At 31.3% G+C, this 19,741-nt stretch carries 23 protein-coding genes; 1 reads left to right on the top strand and 22 read right to left on the bottom strand.

Features of this window, described 5'->3' with window-relative positions:
* Positions 1-87: 87 nt before the first annotated feature.
* From SYNTR_RS01950 to SYNTR_RS01875, 16 genes are all read right to left on the bottom strand, one after another.
* Positions 88-1,116, bottom strand: a complete 1,029-nt coding sequence (locus tag SYNTR_RS01950) for a stage V sporulation protein AD (RefSeq protein ID WP_156202938.1) — start codon at positions 1,114-1,116, stop codon at positions 88-90.
* Between the two features lie 90 nt (positions 1,117-1,206).
* Complete coding sequence (locus tag SYNTR_RS01945) at positions 1,207-1,668, bottom strand: SpoVA/SpoVAEb family sporulation membrane protein (protein WP_156202937.1); 462 nt, start codon at positions 1,666-1,668, stop codon at positions 1,207-1,209.
* A 107-nt stretch (positions 1,669-1,775) separates the two neighbouring features.
* Positions 1,776-1,970 carry a dodecin family protein gene (locus SYNTR_RS01940; protein ID WP_156202936.1) on the bottom strand — a complete coding sequence of 65 codons (195 nt, stop codon included), beginning with the start codon at positions 1,968-1,970 and terminating at the stop codon, positions 1,776-1,778.
* A 54-nt stretch (positions 1,971-2,024) separates the two neighbouring features.
* Entirely contained in the window at positions 2,025-2,756 is a 732-nt protein-coding gene (locus tag SYNTR_RS01935) for a SigB/SigF/SigG family RNA polymerase sigma factor (RefSeq protein ID WP_156202935.1), read from the bottom strand.
* Positions 2,757-2,769: 13 nt separating this feature from the next.
* Positions 2,770-3,216, bottom strand: coding sequence for an anti-sigma F factor (spoIIAB, locus tag SYNTR_RS01930; RefSeq protein WP_156202934.1), 447 nt, complete (start codon positions 3,214-3,216; stop codon positions 2,770-2,772).
* A gap of 34 nt (positions 3,217-3,250) precedes the next feature.
* Positions 3,251-3,586, bottom strand: a complete 336-nt coding sequence (spoIIAA, locus tag SYNTR_RS01925) for an anti-sigma F factor antagonist (protein WP_156202933.1) — start codon at positions 3,584-3,586, stop codon at positions 3,251-3,253.
* 78 nt (positions 3,587-3,664) lie between these two features.
* A complete protein-coding gene (locus SYNTR_RS01920; RefSeq protein WP_156202932.1) occupies positions 3,665-4,813 on the bottom strand; it encodes a D-alanyl-D-alanine carboxypeptidase family protein in 1,149 nt (382 codons plus the stop codon).
* 286 nt (positions 4,814-5,099) lie between these two features.
* Positions 5,100-6,401: a pyrimidine-nucleoside phosphorylase gene (locus tag SYNTR_RS01915; RefSeq protein WP_156202931.1), complete on the bottom strand. Its 1,302-nt coding sequence runs from the start codon at positions 6,399-6,401 to the stop codon at positions 5,100-5,102.
* A 151-nt stretch (positions 6,402-6,552) separates the two neighbouring features.
* Entirely contained in the window at positions 6,553-7,725 is a 1,173-nt protein-coding gene (locus SYNTR_RS01910; RefSeq protein WP_156202930.1) for a phosphopentomutase, read from the bottom strand.
* Between the two features lie 16 nt (positions 7,726-7,741).
* A complete protein-coding gene (gene xerD / locus SYNTR_RS01905) occupies positions 7,742-8,638 on the bottom strand; it encodes a site-specific tyrosine recombinase XerD (protein WP_156202929.1) in 897 nt (298 codons plus the stop codon).
* Positions 8,639-8,704: 66 nt separating this feature from the next.
* Entirely contained in the window at positions 8,705-8,962 is a 258-nt protein-coding gene (locus SYNTR_RS01900; RefSeq protein WP_156202928.1) for a hypothetical protein, read from the bottom strand.
* 13 nt (positions 8,963-8,975) lie between these two features.
* A complete protein-coding gene (spoIIM, locus tag SYNTR_RS01895) occupies positions 8,976-9,596 on the bottom strand; it encodes a stage II sporulation protein M (protein WP_156202927.1) in 621 nt (206 codons plus the stop codon).
* Between the two features lie 144 nt (positions 9,597-9,740).
* Positions 9,741-11,033 carry a putative manganese-dependent inorganic diphosphatase gene (locus tag SYNTR_RS01890; protein ID WP_243140250.1) on the bottom strand — a complete coding sequence of 431 codons (1,293 nt, stop codon included), beginning with the start codon at positions 11,031-11,033 and terminating at the stop codon, positions 9,741-9,743.
* Positions 11,034-11,112: 79 nt separating this feature from the next.
* Positions 11,113-11,775: a hypothetical protein gene (locus SYNTR_RS01885; RefSeq protein WP_156202925.1), complete on the bottom strand. Its 663-nt coding sequence runs from the start codon at positions 11,773-11,775 to the stop codon at positions 11,113-11,115.
* Positions 11,747-12,919 (bottom strand): endonuclease Q family protein, encoded by a 1,173-nt coding sequence (locus tag SYNTR_RS01880; protein ID WP_156202924.1) that lies wholly within the window; start codon positions 12,917-12,919, stop codon positions 11,747-11,749. The genes SYNTR_RS01885 and SYNTR_RS01880 overlap by 29 nt, the downstream gene beginning before the upstream one ends.
* Positions 12,920-12,921: 2 nt before the next feature.
* Positions 12,922-13,461, bottom strand: a complete 540-nt coding sequence (locus SYNTR_RS01875) for an NUDIX domain-containing protein (RefSeq protein ID WP_156202923.1) — start codon at positions 13,459-13,461, stop codon at positions 12,922-12,924.
* 61 nt (positions 13,462-13,522) lie between these two features.
* Here SYNTR_RS01875 and SYNTR_RS11690 point away from each other — a divergent pair, with 61 nt between their 5' ends.
* On the top strand, positions 13,523-13,648 hold the full coding sequence (locus SYNTR_RS11690) for a hypothetical protein (RefSeq protein WP_279285956.1): 126 nt from the start codon (positions 13,523-13,525) through the stop codon (positions 13,646-13,648).
* A 222-nt stretch (positions 13,649-13,870) separates the two neighbouring features.
* Here the strand turns inward: SYNTR_RS11690 and SYNTR_RS01870 are convergent, their stop codons facing one another.
* From SYNTR_RS01870 to steA, 6 genes are read right to left on the bottom strand one after another with little or no spacing between them, the layout of a single operon-like run.
* A complete protein-coding gene (locus tag SYNTR_RS01870) occupies positions 13,871-14,950 on the bottom strand; it encodes a DUF3866 family protein (RefSeq protein WP_156202922.1) in 1,080 nt (359 codons plus the stop codon).
* Between the two features lie 19 nt (positions 14,951-14,969).
* Positions 14,970-16,091, bottom strand: a complete 1,122-nt coding sequence (locus tag SYNTR_RS01865) for a M20/M25/M40 family metallo-hydrolase (protein ID WP_156202921.1) — start codon at positions 16,089-16,091, stop codon at positions 14,970-14,972.
* A gap of 1 nt (position 16,092) precedes the next feature.
* Positions 16,093-16,914, bottom strand: a complete 822-nt coding sequence (locus tag SYNTR_RS01860) for a hypothetical protein (RefSeq protein ID WP_243140218.1) — start codon at positions 16,912-16,914, stop codon at positions 16,093-16,095.
* The gene (locus tag SYNTR_RS01855; protein WP_156202920.1) at positions 16,911-17,588 is read right to left on the bottom strand and encodes a glycosyltransferase family 2 protein; all 678 of its coding nucleotides are present in this window, start codon (positions 17,586-17,588) and stop codon (positions 16,911-16,913) included. The genes SYNTR_RS01860 and SYNTR_RS01855 overlap by 4 nt, the downstream gene beginning before the upstream one ends.
* A gap of 2 nt (positions 17,589-17,590) precedes the next feature.
* Positions 17,591-18,481, bottom strand: coding sequence for a copper transporter (locus tag SYNTR_RS01850; RefSeq protein WP_156202919.1), 891 nt, complete (start codon positions 18,479-18,481; stop codon positions 17,591-17,593).
* A 29-nt stretch (positions 18,482-18,510) separates the two neighbouring features.
* Positions 18,511-19,632, bottom strand: coding sequence for a putative cytokinetic ring protein SteA (gene steA / locus SYNTR_RS01845; RefSeq protein ID WP_156202918.1), 1,122 nt, complete (start codon positions 19,630-19,632; stop codon positions 18,511-18,513).
* Positions 19,633-19,741 lie beyond the last annotated feature (109 nt).

The following is a 19,741-nucleotide window of genomic DNA, read 5'->3' as shown; positions in this document are numbered from 1 at the left end:
GCTTTGCTGTGATCTATTCACCACATCTTGCTATTCGGGTCTTAGATAAACAAGTTAGCTCAGCCTTAAGTTTTTTGTTGTTTTTTTCTAAACGGTTGTAAAAAGATCATTTTCAATAGCAATAGCATGAGCTATTCCCGGTATAGTCTCACCTTGCATATATGCTTCTTTACTTATTAAAGCTCCTGTTCCAACAAATAAAAGTTTATTTATTTCTCCACCAGAAACTTTCCGCATTATTGGTCCACAAAACATGGCAGCAGAGCAGCCACATCCTGTTCCCCCCGCTTCTATATCCTGTTTATCTCTATACATCAATACTCCACAATCACTAAAATTAGGTTCAGGAGTTATGCCATATTTAATAAAGAATTCTTTTATTAATACTGTCCCAAATTTCCCCAGATCACCAGTTAAAATTAAGTCATAATAATTAGGTGATCTGTTAGTATCAGAGAAATGCATTCTTATTGTATCTGCTGCAGCTGGTGAAATTGCACTTCCAAGATCATTAATATCGTATTGTTCCATATCTACAACTTTTCCAATTGTTGCACATGTTATTCTAGGACCAATTCCACTACTTTCTAAAACTACAGCACCGGCTCCGGTAGTTAACCATTGCGAAGTACTGAGAGTTTTTCTACTTTGTTCAGCTGAATGACCAAATTGTTTTTCAACACTGTAGTGATGACTACCTGTAGCAGAAATGATGCGCTCATAAAAACCTCCATCAACAAGCATAGATCCATTAATTATTGCTTCAGCCATTGTAGAACTGCTACCATATAAACCGAAAAATGGAACTTGTAGCTCCCGTGCTGCATAATTAGAAGAAGGTAACCCGTTTAATAAATCACCCGCTAAAAGCAATTCAGCATCTACTGGTTTTAGTTCTATTTTAGAAAGAGCTAATTTTACTACTTCCCTAATCATTTTGCTTTCTGCTTTTTCAAAAGTATTTTCCCCAAAATTAATATTTTCTAAAACCCAATCAAAATCGTTTACCCATGGACCCTCTCCCTCTTTAGGACCAACAATTGAAGCCCATGATGATATTACTGGTGGATTTATAAAACTAACAGTTTGCAATCCTCTTTTTTTGTTTGTAGCCATCTTTACGCTCCTAACCTTTCCTAAAGCTAATTGCAATTCACTACATGTATTACTTCATCAAAAAATTTTTTTATAGTTTAAGTGAATTATTTAACTTATGAAAACAAAGTTAATTAAGCCTATTAATACAGAAATGACAAATCCATATACAAATATAGGTCCAACTAAGTCAAACATTTTACTAGCCAATCCTAAGATATACCCATCTTTTTTAAAATCCATTGCTGAAGCTACAGTTAAATTTGCAAAACCTGTAATAGGTATAATTGCTCCAGCTTCTCCAATTTTGCTAATCATCTTATATTTACCAATGCTAGTAAGTAAGGCTCCTAAAAAAATCATTGTAATAAACATTGCTGATATAGCTTCTAGTCTTGTTAAACTTCCAAGATAAAAATTTAAAATTAACTGTGCTATTATACAAATTAAACCACCTATTATAAAAGCTTGAACAAAGTTCTTTAAAATTGGGGGTTTAGGTTTAACTTTTTCTATTAAATCTTCATATTCCTGAACTTCTATTTTTTTTAATCTAGTATTAATATCATTCATTTTTTTCCTCCTCAATAGCATATTATTGGCATTAATAAACAAGTTTATGCACACAAACAAAACACCCTAGGCTAAATTAAATAGCCTAGGGTGTTTTTAATCATTAATTACTTTGTGTAAGCAATTTTAACATTAGCTTTGTATTCTATTATGTTGTTATCTTGACAATCAGCTGTCCAGTTATAAACTTCTACACCGCTAATGTTGCTAATAGTATTTGATGCTTCTTTTACTGCCTGCTTAACTGCATCATCCCAACTTTTATTGGATTCACCTACAAATTCTTCAATTCTGATTTGCAAATTTAATCCCCCTTTCAAATTATCTAATACTATTGTGATAGTTTTCTAGAATATTTATTCAAGAATATCTTTAAGTTTATGCAATGCTGCTTTTTCAATACGAGAGATTTGAACCTGTGAAACACCAAGGTCTTTTGCAATTACAGATTGAGTTTCATCTTTAAAATATCGCCTAAGAATAACTTCTTGTTCACGCGAGTCTAATTTATTTAAAGCCTCACGTAATGCCATCTTTTCTAACATTACAACATTTGTTTCATCATTAGTAAGTTTATCTATTAATGATAGTTGCTCTTTTTCATCTCCAGGTATTACATCATGCATATAAGCTGGTGCTTGACATGCTTCTAAGGCTAGTATTATTTCTTCTTTATCAATTTTTAAAAATTCAGCAATTTCGTTAACACTTGGCTCCCTGCCAAGTTCGCCTCGAAGTTTTTCCTGTGCCCATCTAACCTTTGTATAAACTTCCTTAACACCTCTTTGAACCTTAACAATCCCATCATCTCTTAAAAACTTTTTTATTTCTCCGATAATCATTGGAACCGCATAAGTTGAAAACTTCACATTATAACTAAAATCAAATTTGTCAATTGCTTTTAGCAGACCTATAGATCCTACTTGAAATAAATCTTCATATTCATAGTTAGTATTTTTAAAACGCTCTAAAACCATATAAACTAAACCTAAATTAGCTTCATATATTTTAGAACGAGCATCTAGATCCCCATTTTTTGCTTTGAGTAATAATGCTTCGTTATCCTGGTAAGGAGAAATAGAAGACATTTAACCACTCCCTTTAAGCATATGCTTCCTTACCCTTAGCCAGGAAATTTCGCTTTAATCTAATACTTGTCCCTTCATTTGGCTTACTAAGAACTTCAAAATCATCCATAAATGATTGCATAAATGTAAAGCCTAATCCCATGCGCTGAGGGTCACTAGAATATGCTGGCTCTAATGCTTTTTCAATATCTTCAATTCCTATTCCATTATCTTCGATAATTATTTCAACTGTTCTATTATCATAAATAATTACAGAAATGAATATTTTTCCATTTTTTTGATTATTATATCCATGAATAATGCTATTCGAGACAGCTTCTGAAACTACTAATTTTATTTCATCTACATCTTCTAATGTGCAATCAATTTGAGAAACAAATGCCCCTACACTAGACCTAGCAAAAGATACATTTTCTGGTAGACTTAATATTTCAAAATTAACATAATTTTTTACGTTCATATAACTCCAGCTTTTAGCTGGGATTCACCTCCTTTTATATATCCATTATATCTTGTTCATTGTTATAGATTGGCACTAATTTATTAATACCACTAAAGAATAAAATTTTTTCAACTGGTTTTTTTGCTCCTATTATATACATACGTCCATTTTTCGATTTAACCTGCTTATAACGTCCTATAATTACACCTAGGCCTGAACTATCAATAAATTGAACACTTTCTAAGTTTAAAATCAAATTTTTTATCCTATCATCTTGTAACCTTTCATCTATTTCTTGTCTCAATTTTTCTGCAATCAGCATATCTAAATCGCCTTTTACTTTAACAACTAAAGTATTTCTGACAAGTTTATATTCTACTGCATCCATGAAAAAGCCCCCTCCTTGTAAAACCTTGAATTTAAAGGTTCTACTAAAAAGGGGGTAATTCCTTCCACAAAATTCCATTTATAAAAGAAAAGTTTCGCCAAGCATTTTAATTATTTGCTTAATAACACCTGATCTTTCGACACTCTTATATGCATTGAGGTCTACTTTCTTTTGTAGTTTTCCATCTTTAAAAATCGAAATTTCTCCTAATTTTTGCCCCTCTCGAACAGGTGCATCAATATAATCAATTAAATCCTTTTGATATGTTATTTTTTCGTCCTCACCTTTTTGATATATAGATCCAACATCTTGATCTGCAATTACTTCAATTCTATCTTCTAATCCTTTACCCACGTTAACTACACCACATATACTACCCTTTGAAAAAAATGTTTTATATGAATATTTAGCAAAACCATAGTTAAATAATTGCATTGAGTCTCTAAAGTTACCACGTGGCTCCGGTGATGCCATAACCACTGCAATTAACCTTAATCCATCTCGTTTAGCCGTTGATACTAAACAATATTTAGCCTCATTAGTCCAACCAGTCTTAAAACCATCTGCTCCATCATACCACCATAAAAGCTTGTTGGTATTAAATAACTTAAAATCACCCTGTCTTAAGTTATACTCCTTTATTGAAGTGTATGATAACATTCGAGGAACTGTTATAGCATACCTAGCTAAAATAGCCATATCATAAGATGTAGTAAGATGGTTATCGCCAGGAAGTCCATAGGAATTTACAAAATGAGTATTTTTCATTCCTAAATCTTTAGCACGTTCATTCATTTTATCCACAAAGTCTTGGTGTGTACCTTCTAAATGTTCAGCAACTGCAACACATGCATCATTAGCAGATCCCGCAGATATAGCTATTACCATATCTTCAAAAGTCATTTCTTCCCCTGGCTCAAGATATATTTGTGAACCACCCATTCTCCAAGCATTTTCACTTGTAACTACTTTTTCTTGCAAGGTAACCTTTCCCTCAACAACTGCTTCTAAAGCTAAGACTAAAGTCATTAACTTAGTCATACTTGCTGGTGCTAACTTTTGATGTTCATTCTTTGCAAGAAGTACTTTTCCAGAATCGGCGTCCATAAGTATATAAGACTCTGCCTCTACATTAAGGTTATCATTAGCTACTAATGCAGATGGTGCCAAAATTGAAAACAAAAATATTAAAAGCACCATTAGAGCTAAGTTCCTTCTTTTATTCATTTTTTACCTCCTGTTATTCATACTTTTCTTAATAAATTTATATTTGTAAAATGTCGTTTATATGCTAAAAGTTTGGAAATCTATTTATAATCTATTAAAAATTTACCTTTAAAAAAACACCGATTTTATCCGGTGTTTTTACGTTTTACAAAGCCACCTTTGCCTTAAACTATTAATGCTTTTTCCTATCCCTTTAAATGTATTATAGTCTTAAATTATACAATTTAACTCCAAAGTATATTTTAGTTAGTAAGTACTAATTCTATACGTTTAAACTCCTTATAAATTAATCTATAATATCATAAACCATTGATATTTCCTTAACAGGCTTATCACTAATATTTATTGCTTTTGATAAGATTTCTATACTATCATGTACATCTTGAATATTGCTTTGTAAAAGTGCGATTATTTCACCAGCATCAACTTTATCTCCAATCTTCTTAGTAAGAGTTATTCCTGCTGAATGGTCAATCGGTTCATCTTTAGTTTTTCTTCCTGCTCCAAGCAACATTGCTGATCTCCCAATTGTTTGAGCCTCTATTTCACTTATAAAACCTTTTTTAGGTGATTTAATTTCATATTTATATTTAGATTGTGGTAATTTTGATGGGTTGTCAACTATATCAGGATTGCCTCCTTGAGCCTGTATAAAGCTCTTAAAGGTTTCTAATGCCAAGCCAGAATCTAATACCTTTTCTAACTCCTTATAGGCAGTGCTATAATCTTTAAAAATACCACCAAGTATAGTCATATGTGATGCTATAGCTAAAGATACTTTTCTTAAATCATCAACTTTTTTTCCTTTAAGAACTTCAATAGCCTCCTTCACCTCATTAGCATTCCCAATTTCATATCCTAGTGGCTGATTCATATCACTTATAATAGCTACCGTTTTTTTATTAAGTGATTTTCCTATATCTACCATAGTTTTAGCTAATTCTTTCGCTTCTTCAATTGATTTCATAAATGCACCTGAACCGGTTTTTACATCTAATACTATAGCATCTGCTCCAGAGGCTATTTTTTTACTCATTATTGAGCTAGCAATTAATGGAATACTGTCAACAGTTGCAGTCACATCTCTTAATGCATATAGTTTTTTATCAGCCGGTGTTAAGTTTCCTGATTGACTTATAATAGCAATTTTATATTTATTTACATTATGTAAAAACTGTTCTCTGTTTAGTTCTGCATTAAATCCTTCAATAGATTCTAATTTATCAATTGTACCTCCAGTATGACCTAATCCTCTACCCGACATTTTAGCTACTGGAATTCCCATATAAGCAACTAATGGAGCAACTATGAAACTTGTTTTATCTCCAACTCCTCCAGTACTATGCTTATCCACTTTTTTACCTTTTATAGGTGTTAAGTCAATCGTATCTCCTGATTCAACCATGGCATTAGTTAAATCCGCTACTTCCTGTTTGTTCATTCCCTGATAGTAAATAACCATTAATAATGCTGAAACTTGATAATCGGGAATTTTATCATTTGTATATCCTTTTATAAAAAAATCAATCTCACTAGTTTGAAGTTGTCCACCATTTCTTTTTTTCTCTATAATATCTGACATTCTCATACCACTTAACACCCCTGCTTTCTCTATATAAATGAATTAGTTGAGAAGTTTAGACGCGGATTAACGCTGACCCTCCGCTTTCACCGGGTAATACTACCTTGCTCTGTCAAGTGCTCCTTATCTTTATATACGCAAGATGTTATTCATCTTACTATTTAATTAAAGAGTAGAAGCTCTTACCGTTATTGCTGTTATAATTAACATTAAATATATCTGCTATTGTTACACCTAAGTCTCCAAAGGTATCTCTTGTACCTATATTAATATTTGCTTTTAATTTTTCGCCATAAATTAATAAAGGTACATATTCTCTAGAATGGTCAGTGCTAGGGGTTGTGGGGTCACATCCATGATCAGCTGTTATTATTAGGATGTCATCAGACTTTAATCGGTTTAGTATATCTTCTAAACTTTTATCAAACTCCTCTAACGCTTGGGCATATCCCTTAGGATCATTTCTATGACCGTATAATTGATCGAAATCAATTAAGTTAGCAAATATAAGTTCATTGTTGGTATTTGCTTTAACTAAATCAATTATTTTTTCTATACCATCAGCATTATTTTTTATAGGATATGATTGATCTATACCCCTACCTACAAAAATATCTTCTATTTTTCCAACCCCAATAACTTTTATATTTGCTTCTTTGAGTTTATTTAAAACACTTTCAGTAGGTTTTAATGAATAATCTTGTCTGTTATCTGTTCGAAAAAAACTACCAGGACTTCCTAAAAACGGTCTAGCAATTACCCTACCTACCCCATGTTCTCCTTGTAAAATTTCCCGTGCTGTTTGGCACATTGAATATAGTTGCTCAATGGGTATTATTTCTTCATGGGCAGCTATTTGAAAAACACTATCTGCAGAAGTATATACTATGGGAAATCCAGTTTTGATATGTTCTTCACCTAGTTCTTCTATTATTACTGTACCTGATGCTACTACGTTTCCTAATGTTTTTCTTTTTATCCTTTTTTCAAATTTATCAATAATTTCACTAGGAAAACCATTCGGATAGGTTGGGAAAGGTTTTTCTAATACAATATCCATCAGTTCCCAATGACCTGTTGTCGTATCCTTACCACTAGATTTAGGTTTCATTTTTCCATATGACCCTATTGCATTATAGTTTGGATTTACTCCCATAACATCTTCAATATTTCCCAAACCTAAATTCTCTAAATTAGGTAATGAAAGTCCACCTACTGCTTGGGCAGTGTTTTTTAATGTATTACTGCCTTCATCCCCATACAGATGACTATCCTCTACTTCCCCTATGCCAACACTATCTAATATAATTAATACTATTCTTGTAGCCAAATTGCTTCCTCCTCCTTTATGCACGCGGATGATATTGTTGATATACTTCTCTAAGCCTGGTTTTAGTAAGATGAGTATATATTTGTGTTGTTGAAATATCTGCATGTCCTAGCATTTCTTGCACCACCCTTAAATCAGCACCATTTTCTAGTAAGTGAGTTGCAAATGAATGTCTAAGTGTGTGGGGAGTTATGTTTATATTAATTTCTGACTTTAAAGCATAATTATTTAATATTTTAAAAAAACCTTGTCTGCTTAAAGGTCTACCATTAGCATTTACAAAAAGTGTTCTTTCTAAATGTGATTTTACCAATGTTGATCTTGATCTAGATAAATACCTATTAATCCATTCTATAGAGGTACTATTAACCGGAACAATTCTCTCTTTTTTCCCTTTACCTAAACAACGCAAAAATCCTGCAGTCATGTTTATATCATCTATTTTTATAGATAATAGCTCCGAGACTCTTACCCCTGTTCCATACATTAATTCGAGCATTGCCTTATCCCTTAATCCTAAAGGTTTCATAACATTTGGTTGATTTAATAGCTTGTCCACATCTTCTATTGATAAAATTTGCGGGAGTTTTCGTTGTATTTTGGGAGCATTTAAATCTATTACTGGATTTTCAGTAATATAATTTTCCAATAATAAAAACTTATAAAACGTTTTAATAGTAGATAGGTTTCTAGCTATAGTAGTGTGAGCTACTCCCTCATTTAATTGATAGGTTAAAAATTCCATAACATGATTACTGTTAACATCCTGAAACAATAAATATTTACCATATTTATTTTTTAAATAATTGATAAACTTTTCTAAATCTCTTTGGTATGATTGTTGTGTGTTAACCGAAAGTCCTTTTTCATAATTTAAATAGTCTATAAAAGATGATAAAATTGTTTTTTCCATAATTTGTTCTCCAATAGCTTTTCTTTTTGTTTTGACAATAAAAAGGTGATTTCCTGCATAATTAATTTATTCATAATAAAAATCTTGAAGCTTAATAACAAAAAGTTCCATTGCATGTTCAAATTTTGATTCAGATTCAGTTTCTTCAACCCTCATTGGGTTTCCTGTTGGTTGTTCATCCTCAAACCAATCAGTAAATACAGGTAATCTTTCAAAATTTTTATTAGCTACAATTGGAATTGTTAGTGTTAACGCAAATATTAATAATAAAACACTTAAAACCCATAAAACTTTTTTTTTCATGTTTTTGATTATTATTATCATTATTTCTCACCCCCTAAATTAAAAGACTTAAAAGCCAAGGAGAAAGATATGATTCTATAAAAGCACCAATAAATATTAGTATTAAAAATATGAATAACAAAATGCTATATGTTATCAATCTTGCACCAAAAGAAACTTTATTGTTCTCTTTACCTTTAACAATATTTATAGAAAAATTTATAGCCATGACTGCCCAAACCAATAATATGGGTATATAAATAATATTTTGTGGAGCTATTGAAACTAATGCTATTATGATACCTGCTGCCGCTTTCTCTTGGATTAAAAAACTGATAGTAAATCCTAATGAAAAACCTTTTAAAAAAACTACAGCAAGTATTAATGGAAATCCAATAACAGTTAAACCAAGAAACCATATTAATAAAATGGTTTTTGCTTGATTCATAAAAGCGGAAGGTAATATATTAAAACCTGAATGTTCTGCTAAACCCACTTTAAGGTAATTATCTATTAAGTTAACTAAATATTCTTTTACTCCACCTTCTAAACTTTCTACTTTAAAATTTCCAATAATTATTCCTAATAAAAGGACAGATCCAATTAATAAATACTGCCATTTATTATCTTTTAGATGAGTTTTTACATAATCTTTAAGCATTAATTTAAATCTCATATTATACTCCTAAAACTACTTAATAAATATCACCTGTATAAAATAATATTTTAGCAATTAAATAATTATGCAAAAAAGAAATCGACCTAGATTTTTATCTAGATCGATTAATAAAATTAGTGTATTATTTTTATGTTTTACTTTTTACATTATACTTTGCTTTCTTAATAGCTCATAAATTACTGGTACAACTTGTTTTTTTCTCGACATAACTCCCTTTAAAAAAAGTTTGCCTTCACTAGTTTTTGGACCAAAGGCTTCTTCTGCTATTGAACTCTCTTCTCCAGCAAGTAATAGCTCTGTCCCTTCCTCGAATATATCTGTAACCATTAAAATCATAAAGGCATAATTATTTTTATAACATGTATCTTCCATTGTTTTTATTAAAGACTCTTTTCGCTCATCTAAATTACTTCTATCAATTGTCTCTACTTGTGAAATTGCAAATAAAATATTGTTACTACTATATTCCTTGGAATCTTCAGTTATTATTTCAAAATCTAATTGCTTATCAATTCTATTTGTTTTTTCTAAGATTTGTTTTCCCCATTCAGTAGCATTTAATCCTGAGGCTTTTTCAAGTACTTTAGCTATCTCTGTGTCACGATTAGTAGTTGTTGGTGATTTGAATAACATGGTATCAGATATAATGCCTGATAGCATAAGTCCAGCTATACTTGAGTTTATATATATATCCTCTTTCAAAAACATTTCTGCAATTAGTGTACAACATGATCCAACTGGCTCGTTTTTAAAAAGTATTGGTGACATGGTTTGCAAGTCACCTACTCTGTGGTGATCTATAATTTCAATAATTTCTGCTTCTTCTATACCATCTACTGCTTGTTTTTTCTCATTATGATCAACTAAAATAACTTTTTTTCGATTCATTTTTAATAAATCATATCGTGAAATCATTCCCATAAAACGATTATCTTCATTTACAACTGGATAATTTCTAAAACGAGTAGATAGCATTTGTTTTTTAGCCTCTTCTACCGTTTCATGCTTCTCAAATAAAATTAAGTCTCTAGTTTTCATTATATTAGCTACTTTTTGGTTTAAAGTATTTTTTAATATTTCAGGAGCTTTTTCTATGCTTTTACCACTACCTACTGAATCCATATAAATCATAGCAACATCACCAATGGTAATTAATCCTAAAAAACGTTTGTGCTCATCTAAAACAGGTACAGTTTTTAGATTATGTCGCTTCATTAGGTTACCTAACTCAATTAAAGTCATATCAGTAGTAACATAAATTAATTCATTAGTATCAACTAGGTCGTCTACTGTTGTGCCAACATTAGTAATTAATGTTGGTGCATCTATTCCTAGATATTCTAGTATGTATTTTGTTTCTTCATTTGGTTTACCTGCTGCTGCCGCAAAATAAAAACCTTCATCTATACTTTGCTTATAGACCTTATAGCTAATCGCTGCAGCTATTGAATCTGTATCTGGATTTTTATGACCTATTACGTATATTGGCTTCAGATAGAACCCTCCAATACTCTTAATTCTCCTTTAGTAGTAAGTTATATATAAATTGGGCCGCTAATACATCTTCCATGGAGTTACGACTAGCAGCTATTATGGCTACACCATTATCCTCTTCATTTATTGTAGACAAAGCTCTATTTACAGCAGTCACTGCAGGTTGTACTCCTTTTTGCTTAAAAGTACGTGCCACTGTACCTGTTATCACTCTTTTTCTTTGCAAATAAGCAGCATCGAAAGCTACACCACCTGTATCAGTTACTGCAACTACAACTTTATCTTTAAAATCTGTCATTTTGGCAACCTCTGCACCTATATTGGGCAACACATCACTTATATTGCCTTTTTCTTTTTCTATTGCTGTTATTAGCTTTTTACATCTTTTAAGCCTATCGCTTTTATCACCTACCCTAGGTTCAGCAATTATTATTATATCTTCACCTATTTCTTTGGAAAGTCTAACAGCTTCTTTGCCTATATTTTCAGGGGAAACCTGTACTGGAGCTCTGGTATAGTCAGGACTAGACCCTAGTACAGCATAGGCTTGACCATCTAGTGCGCTTTCTAAAGTAGTAGACATATCTATAACATCTACAATCATTACTAACATATTTTCCCGTGCAGCATAATAAGCTCCACTTGCATCATTGCTAATAGTTATTCTTTTTAACTTTGCCATATTTACCTCCACCTCCAGGAGTAATATCAAGGCGGTTAATGCGCATCTTGCTTATTATTTGGGCTATGTTATCCCCTGCTATTTTTTCAATATCTTCTATAGTAGCTTTTTCTAGTACTTCTATTTCATTAAAAAAGAATTTTATTAACTTATCATACATTTTAGCCCCCACACCTGGTATATCCTTTAATGGAACTCTATATAAATAAGGAGGTCTACCTATAGGGTGAACCAACTCGTCTCTATCTTTAATTTGAACAATTCTATCATAAACTCCCATAATAATATCTCTACTTCCACATGAAGAACAAACAATAACTGGAGCATCATCTTCTGTAATCTTCTCACATGAAGAGCAATAAGACCTATTGTATTTACCCATTTGCGGGTCAATACCATAATTCGCTATGATTTTTCTTCCATCTATATTTTCTAAACAAAGCCTTAGTTCATTAAAATTCATATCACGAATTCTAAGCAAATTGTATTCTCTTCCTACGTTAATAGAAGAGTGGGCATCTGAATTAGATAAAAAGGTAAAATTTCTAGTTTCTGTTATTAAATCAGCCATGTTAGTATCTGCACTTAAGCCTAATTCAAGAGCTTTTATCTGACTAATATCCTTGCCTAATTCTTTAGTTAGATTTTCAGTGTAAAATCCATATACTCCTTTGTGAGGAGTAAAAGCATGTGCAGGACATACAAACCCATCACATATAAAGGCTAGATTTATTAATTCTTTAAAAGTAATATTTGCTTTTTGAGTAGAAAGAGTTAAATTGCGAACCCGAGTTTGCATATATTTTTGCCATTCAATTAGATTTTTAAAAAATGGTAAATAACTAATTAAGTGAACCCCTTCTTTGGTTTCTATTTCACAGCCTAAAATTAATAATACACCATTCTTTGCTCTTAAACCCCCTTGAGGGTGTTCATTTAATTCACCACTATTAATCATTTCTTGTATTTCTTGTGAAACAAGAGGGCTCCCCGCATCTACAACCCCAATCATATCTAAGCCTTTTCTAGGAGCATCATTATAAATAAGTGGTTTTACTTCTAAGTTTCTTGAAGCAGTAATTTTTACTGGTCTCCCCTTTGATCTTCCAATATGAATGTGAAGATCAGCGTAAACATTGCGCAAAATTATCCCCTCTCTAGCTTTTTGTAAGCATACTGAATACCTATAATACTTTTCCCATCTGTAATTTTACCTTCGAATATGGCACTATAAGCTTCTTCCAAAGGTATTTTTAATACCTCAAGGAATTCATCTTTATCTGGATTATATTCACCTTGGGTTAACTCGGTAGCCATATATAAGTATAATATTTCACTGCTAAATCCAGGAGTAGTATAATAATATAATATTTCATCCCAATTGTTTGCAGTTAGACCCGTTTCTTCTTCTAATTCTCGTTTAGCACATTCTACAGTGTCCTCTCCTGCATCAAGTTTACCTGCAGGTATTTCTAGCATTTCTTTTTCTACAGGCTTGCGAAATTGTTTAACCATCCAAATACAATTTTCATCATCTATTGCAACAACTCCAACGGCTCCAGGATGTTCAACTATTTCTCTATATGATTTATTGCCATCAGGTAGAGATACTTCATCAATTCGCAAACTTACAATTCTGCCATTAAATATTTCTTTAGTACTTATTGTTTTTTCCTCTAGACTCACTTAATAAACCTCCTGCATATTATTTTATTTCACTGCATAAACTTGGGATGGAGGTGTTAATATGAAATTATTGGTAGTAAATAATGGGTTTGTTTTTACCGGTAATATAAAGGATTTAAAAGATATTTTATCTAGTTACCCAAGTAATATGACTTTGCGTGAGTTCATTAATAATAAACTAAATTAAACCTTGATTCTACTTCAAAAACCCTCTTTGCTAAGCAAATAATGAATAAACATAAATAGGTTTACATAAATATTACTTTCCACAGTAGAATCAATTCTTAATTCTTAATTCTTAATTCTTAATTTTTAATTGAGGTTGGGAAACAAAGTTTCCCTTAATTATTGATATTAGATAAATATATAGAAAAGCTTTGCTTTTCATCATTAATTAAGAATTAAAAATTTAAAATTCAAAATTGTTCAAAGTATCTACAGCAATTTGTGCTGCTGCACCTAAGGTTAGGAAAAACTCTAAGTCTTCATTAATCCCTCTACCCATAGTAGTTACATTATATCCATAATCATTTAGTAAATTAATTATTTTGTTACCGTTGTATTCAAAAAATTGATGTTTATGTTCTAAATTATGATTTTTTATTTGTTGTTGTATATGATCTTTTTTTTCTTTTTCGAGCTCAGGTAATGGAACTAGTGTTTCAACTTTACATACTCTAGCAAGTACTGTTAATGTATGATGACTTATACCTTGATGTCTTTCTCTTTTATCTGCAAAGCTAATTCGCGGTACTGCTATAGGTATACCTTCAAGAGTTTCAACAGCATTAAGTATTTCTCCCTGCTCTACACCAGTAAATCCCCATTTTGTTCCTGTTCCTACTATCCCAGGTCCCATGGCAACTATAATTACATCTGCATTTAAAACTTTTTTAGCTGCTAGCATACCTGAGTATATATTAACAGCTTCTAAGTCACCACCAAAAGAGTGACCCGTTGTAACAGATCCTGTTATAATACCTTCTTCTTTTAATCTATCCACTGTTTGACTAAAATCAATAGGCAATGCAGCACCGTCTGTCATTACAAAAGCTGTTTTAATATTTAAAGAATGTAGGTAAATTGCTAAAGGAGCTAACATTGAATGAAGGGTTCCTACTAAAACAGGGGTTTTTTCAAGGCTATCTGCATTTAACATAGTTTCTCTATGTATACTCTCTTCTTCTTCTACGCTTAAGACTTTTATCTGCATTGGAGTATATCTCAACTTCATAAGATGTCCACCTAGACTGAAATCTTTGTTTTTAATATTTATACTAGCTATTACATAATGATATCCACCGGTACCTAACCTAAGAGATACCGCTGTTGTATTTAAAAGCACCTCATCACCTTCATTTAAATTTCCTACTAAGCTTTCATAAACAATGCATTTTTCGGTTTTTTCATTAATGTTAACAAGAAAACCCTTTATGTTTTCTCTTTCAAAGAGCTTTTTTAACAAAACACCCCTTTTTATTTCTATCATAAGTGTTACCCCTTTAGTTTTATAAATAGTTCACTGATTCTTTAATTATTGAGATTGTCATTTGGGCATCTTTAATAAGATCTTCAATTGTTATATATTCATCTGTAGTATGAACAGCATTCATGCCTATTCCTAGGTTAGCACAACGAATATTATTGCCATTAATAATACTTGCATCACTTCCTCCACCTGTGCTTTCTAGCTTATAATCTATTCCGATTTGTTGAAAAGCTTTTATTGCTAATTTAACAACAGTTTCATCTTTATCTAGTGATACAGGTGAGTAAAGATATTTTACATCTACTTCAGCTTTTCCACCATATTTAGTAACCTCATCTTTAAAGGTCTTTTCTAAGGTATTAGTTATTTCATCTAACTTTTTCTTGTTTAAACTTCTAGCTTCACCTTTTATTTTACAATGGTCTGCAACAATATTTCGTGCTCTTCCACCTTCTATTATTCCTAAGTTAGTAGTTGTTTCATCGTCTATGCGACCTGAGGGCATCTTAGCTAGAGCCATAGAAGCCAGTTTAATAGCATTAATCCCTTCCTCTGGAGCTATTCCTGCATGGGCTGTCTTTCCATAAACAGTGTATTCTATTTCATTTTGACAAGGTGATTGCACTATTATTGTTCCTGGTCTACCAGCAGCATCTAAAGTATATCCAATTTTTGCCTTGATATTACTAAAGTCGAAAACCTTAACCCCTAATAATCCTTGTTCTTCACTAACAGTTAACAAGTATTCCAAAGGAGGATGTTTTACATTGTTTTCTTTTAATGTATATACAGCTTCAATTAAAGCAGCTATTGCAGCTTTATCATCAGAACCAAGAATAGTTTCACCTTTACTTTTTATTACTTCATTTTCTATTACTGCTTTAATACCATTGCCTGGCTCTACTGTATCCATATGAGCACAGAATAATAGTGGTGATAAATCTAAATTGCCTGGTATTCGAATTAGTAAGTTACCACAATTACCACCTGTTAATTCACCAGCATTATCTTCAATTACTTGTGCATCTAATTTTTCAAAAATGTTTTTTATATATTCTTTTACTTGTGCTTCATTACCAGAAACTGAGTCTATTTGTACTAAGTCTAAAAAAGTTTTTATTAACCTATCTTTGTTTAGCAAACTATCCCCTCCCCATATTATCTATAGATCTTAGTATAGAATATTTTTCTATTGTTTTAGTTAGTGAATATTTTTCCGTATATATATGTATAGCAATTAAAAAGACTAAAAAAATTATTTTTACTTGTAATATAGCACCAGTTGCTACAATAAAGCCTAAAGAAAAACCTAATACATTTGAACCAGAATCACCCATCATTGCATGTGCTTTTAAATCAGTATTAAAATACATAAGTACTGCTCCAATTAATGGAGCTATAATTAGCCATTCAATGTTTCCAGCCGTTGTCAATGCTATAATAATAAAGAAAAAAATAAAAGCCTTAACTGCTCTACCAGGTCGTAAGTCAAATAAATTCAGTAAGTTAGTAAATAAAGCAATTATTATAGTATTTATTATAAGATCAATAAATGTGGGTGATATAAACCAAGCTGTAAATAAAGCAATCATACCACCACCTAAAGCTTTCAAACCACCTGTAGTAAGCTTGCCTCTAAACAACGAGCCAAAATGACCTTTAAATCCTAATGTATCCCTTTGACCTAACATATCGTCTATAAAGCCTAAAAAACAAATAGACATTACTGCAAAGATAAATAAATGGTACAAATCATTGTACCAATTTAAAAGAGCGTAAATAAAAAAGGCTAACACAAAAATTATCGGAAAGGTTATACCTAAGCTTACAGGTATATCTTTACCCTTATAATTTTTACGCACACAGCCTGTATCTTTAAGCATATTTATAAAAAAATAAAGCAAAACTGCTTCTAGTACTATTCCAAACACTATAGCCAAAATGACTATAAGCGGAAAATTCACAGCCTTTTCCTCCTTATTTCATGGTTTATAACTTTAATTACATCAATAAATTGCCTTCCTCGATGCCTAAAACCGTTTAAATCTCTTCCAGTCTCATTATGTTTCATTAATGTGGGGACTTCTATTAATTTATATCCATTTAAAAGAGCTCTTATACTCATACCTAACTCAACACCATATCCTTCATTAAATGGCACTACACTATTAAATACATCTATAGTCATAGCACGTTGCCCGCTTAATGGTGCTTTTACTTCAATATCTCCAACCTTTTTTATAATCCACGCAGCAGTTCCTTTAACAAGACCAAAGCCACCTTTTTTAGTAGGAGGTGGAAATGCTGCTATACATAAATCAGCAATACCCTTATTAACTGGTTCTATTATTTTATGTGCTTCGTAAGCTGTTTTCCCTAAATCCGCATCTAAAAATACTACAATATCAGAATCTATTAGTGGCATTACAGCATTTAATGCTCCTCCTTTGCCTCTATTGGGATATAAGTCAATAACTTCTACATTTTCATTTTTAGCTAGTTCTGATGTCTTATCAGTAGATCCATCATTAACCACAATTATTTTGTTTATATAATTTATCTGTTTAATTGTTCTTATTGTATCTATTATTTTATCTTGTTCATTATATGCTGGTATTACAACAGTTATAGTTTTCATCCTTACTGACCCCCAATATTATCTATTGGTAGAGTAGGCATGAATTTATCAGCAGTAGACTTAATACCATAGTGACCTGGTTTACCTTCCATTGCTAATATAAGTGATATTTGTCCTATACTTAAATCTATATTATCAATTGTACTGATATTTAACTTTTGATATTCGTTAATATAACTATATTCTGCACAAGAACTCTCTACACCATATACATTAACCCCTTTTGATATAAGGATATTTATTATAGTTTGATCAATAGACTGTGGGAAAAAATTACTATTTTCATCCGCACCACCTAAAACAATCACATTATTTATCGGCCTATTATTTGTTTCAGTAAATTTTGCTAATTTATTCGTTTGCATAACTTTGGTACAAGATTCATCACTAGCAATTATCCTAGCTATATTATCTGCTATAATTGTTTGTAGTTCATCTGCTGTTTTAATTCCACTTAATTCATAGTATTCAGTAATATTCTTACGTATATTAGTATCATTCATATTTATGTTAGGTAAAATTATTGTTTCAGAAACAATTTCTACACCAGCAGTATTCAAAGTATTAAGCATATCAGCTGGTATTTCTTTTCCTCCAGTAACAACTATTGCTACCTCTTTTCCACTTAATCGCTCTTTTACTATTGCAGGTAATATTGTTTTACTGAATCCTTCATAATGATTTATCATATTATTATTTATTTCATTTTCTGCAATCAATTCTTTTTCACGCTCTCTTAGTAAATAAAACTGTTCTTCTAGTCTATCTATTATTTTAGACTGTTGATCTACCATTAAATCATCACTTACGATTGTACTACCTATTAAAATACCTAAACCTAAAGCTAAAAATATGCCTATTAATGAAGCAATATGGTATCTTAGATCAATCATAATTTGCTACACCACCATATTAAAAATATTTATATATTAAACAAAAGTTTTATCTGTAAAGCAATTAATCTGAAAAAAGGTTGGGTAGAAGGTGAAATCCATAAAATTATTGCAATAGGTATTAATGCAGCAACTAAAAGCTGTATAAGGTACTTGGTATGTAAACTCTGTTTGTATAATTGGCTAACACCACGAGCATCAACTAATATAGATCCAACCTTTAATCTGACAAGAAAAGTGCTTGCCATACCTTTTCTGCCTTTTTCTAAAAAATCTATCATATTAGAATGAGTTCCTACAGCAACAATAAGACTAGCTCCATGTTCCCAAGCTAATATCATAGCCATATCTTCACTTGTACCAGGCATTGAAAACACTTTAGAATCTACACCCAATTCTTGTAAACGTTCTAATCCAGGAGCATTACCATCAGAGTAAGCATGTACAATTAGTTCAGCTCCACTTTTTAATGCTTCATCAGAAACACTATCCATATCCCCCACTATTACATCAGGCTTTATCCCAAATTCTAAAGCCGCATCTGCTCCACCATCAACAGCAATAATTGCAGGATCTTCTTCCTTTATATAAGAATTAATTGCTTTTAAATCTTCTTTATAACTACTTCCTCTAACGATTACTAAAACATGCCTATTTAACATATTTGTTTCCAAATATGGAACATTAATATTACCAAGCAATATTTCTTTTTCTTTTTTTGCATACTCTAATGTATTATCCACAAAGTTATCTAACTCTTCTTTTATATTTTCGCTTGCTATTTTTAATTTTTTTTCTACATCATCTAATATTAATTCTTGCCCTTTGGCAATGCAATTAGATCCAAGAAATACCTTATCCATCCTAATCTCAATGTGATTGCCTTCTTTAACATTCTCAAAAATTTCTTCCCCTACCTCATCTAAAACAGGGATTCCTGCTTTCAAAATTTTATATACACCCTTAGCTGGATATCGTCCAGTAATAGAAGGTTCTGTGTTTACTATTGCTGAAGGTCTTATATCTATTAAAGAATTAGCCGCTACTTCATCAATATCATCATGACTGATAATAGCTATTTCGTTTTTTCGTAATCTTGTAACTATATTTTTGGTTCTTTTATCTAACCTAGCTTTACCTTTAACATACATTAGAACACCCCGATTAATTAACTAAAACAACATATTTAATGATTTCTATAATTCAATTTATAATAACACATAGTAGTATGAATTTAAAACTCTATAATAACCCTAATAC

Origin of the sequence: Candidatus Syntrophocurvum alkaliphilum (genome assembly GCF_009734445.1) — a bacterium.
Lineage (GTDB): Bacteria > Bacillota > Syntrophomonadia > Syntrophomonadales > Syntrophomonadaceae > Syntrophocurvum > Syntrophocurvum alkaliphilum.
Note: the sequence above shows the minus strand (reverse complement) of the source record. Positions and strands in the feature narration are given on the sequence as shown.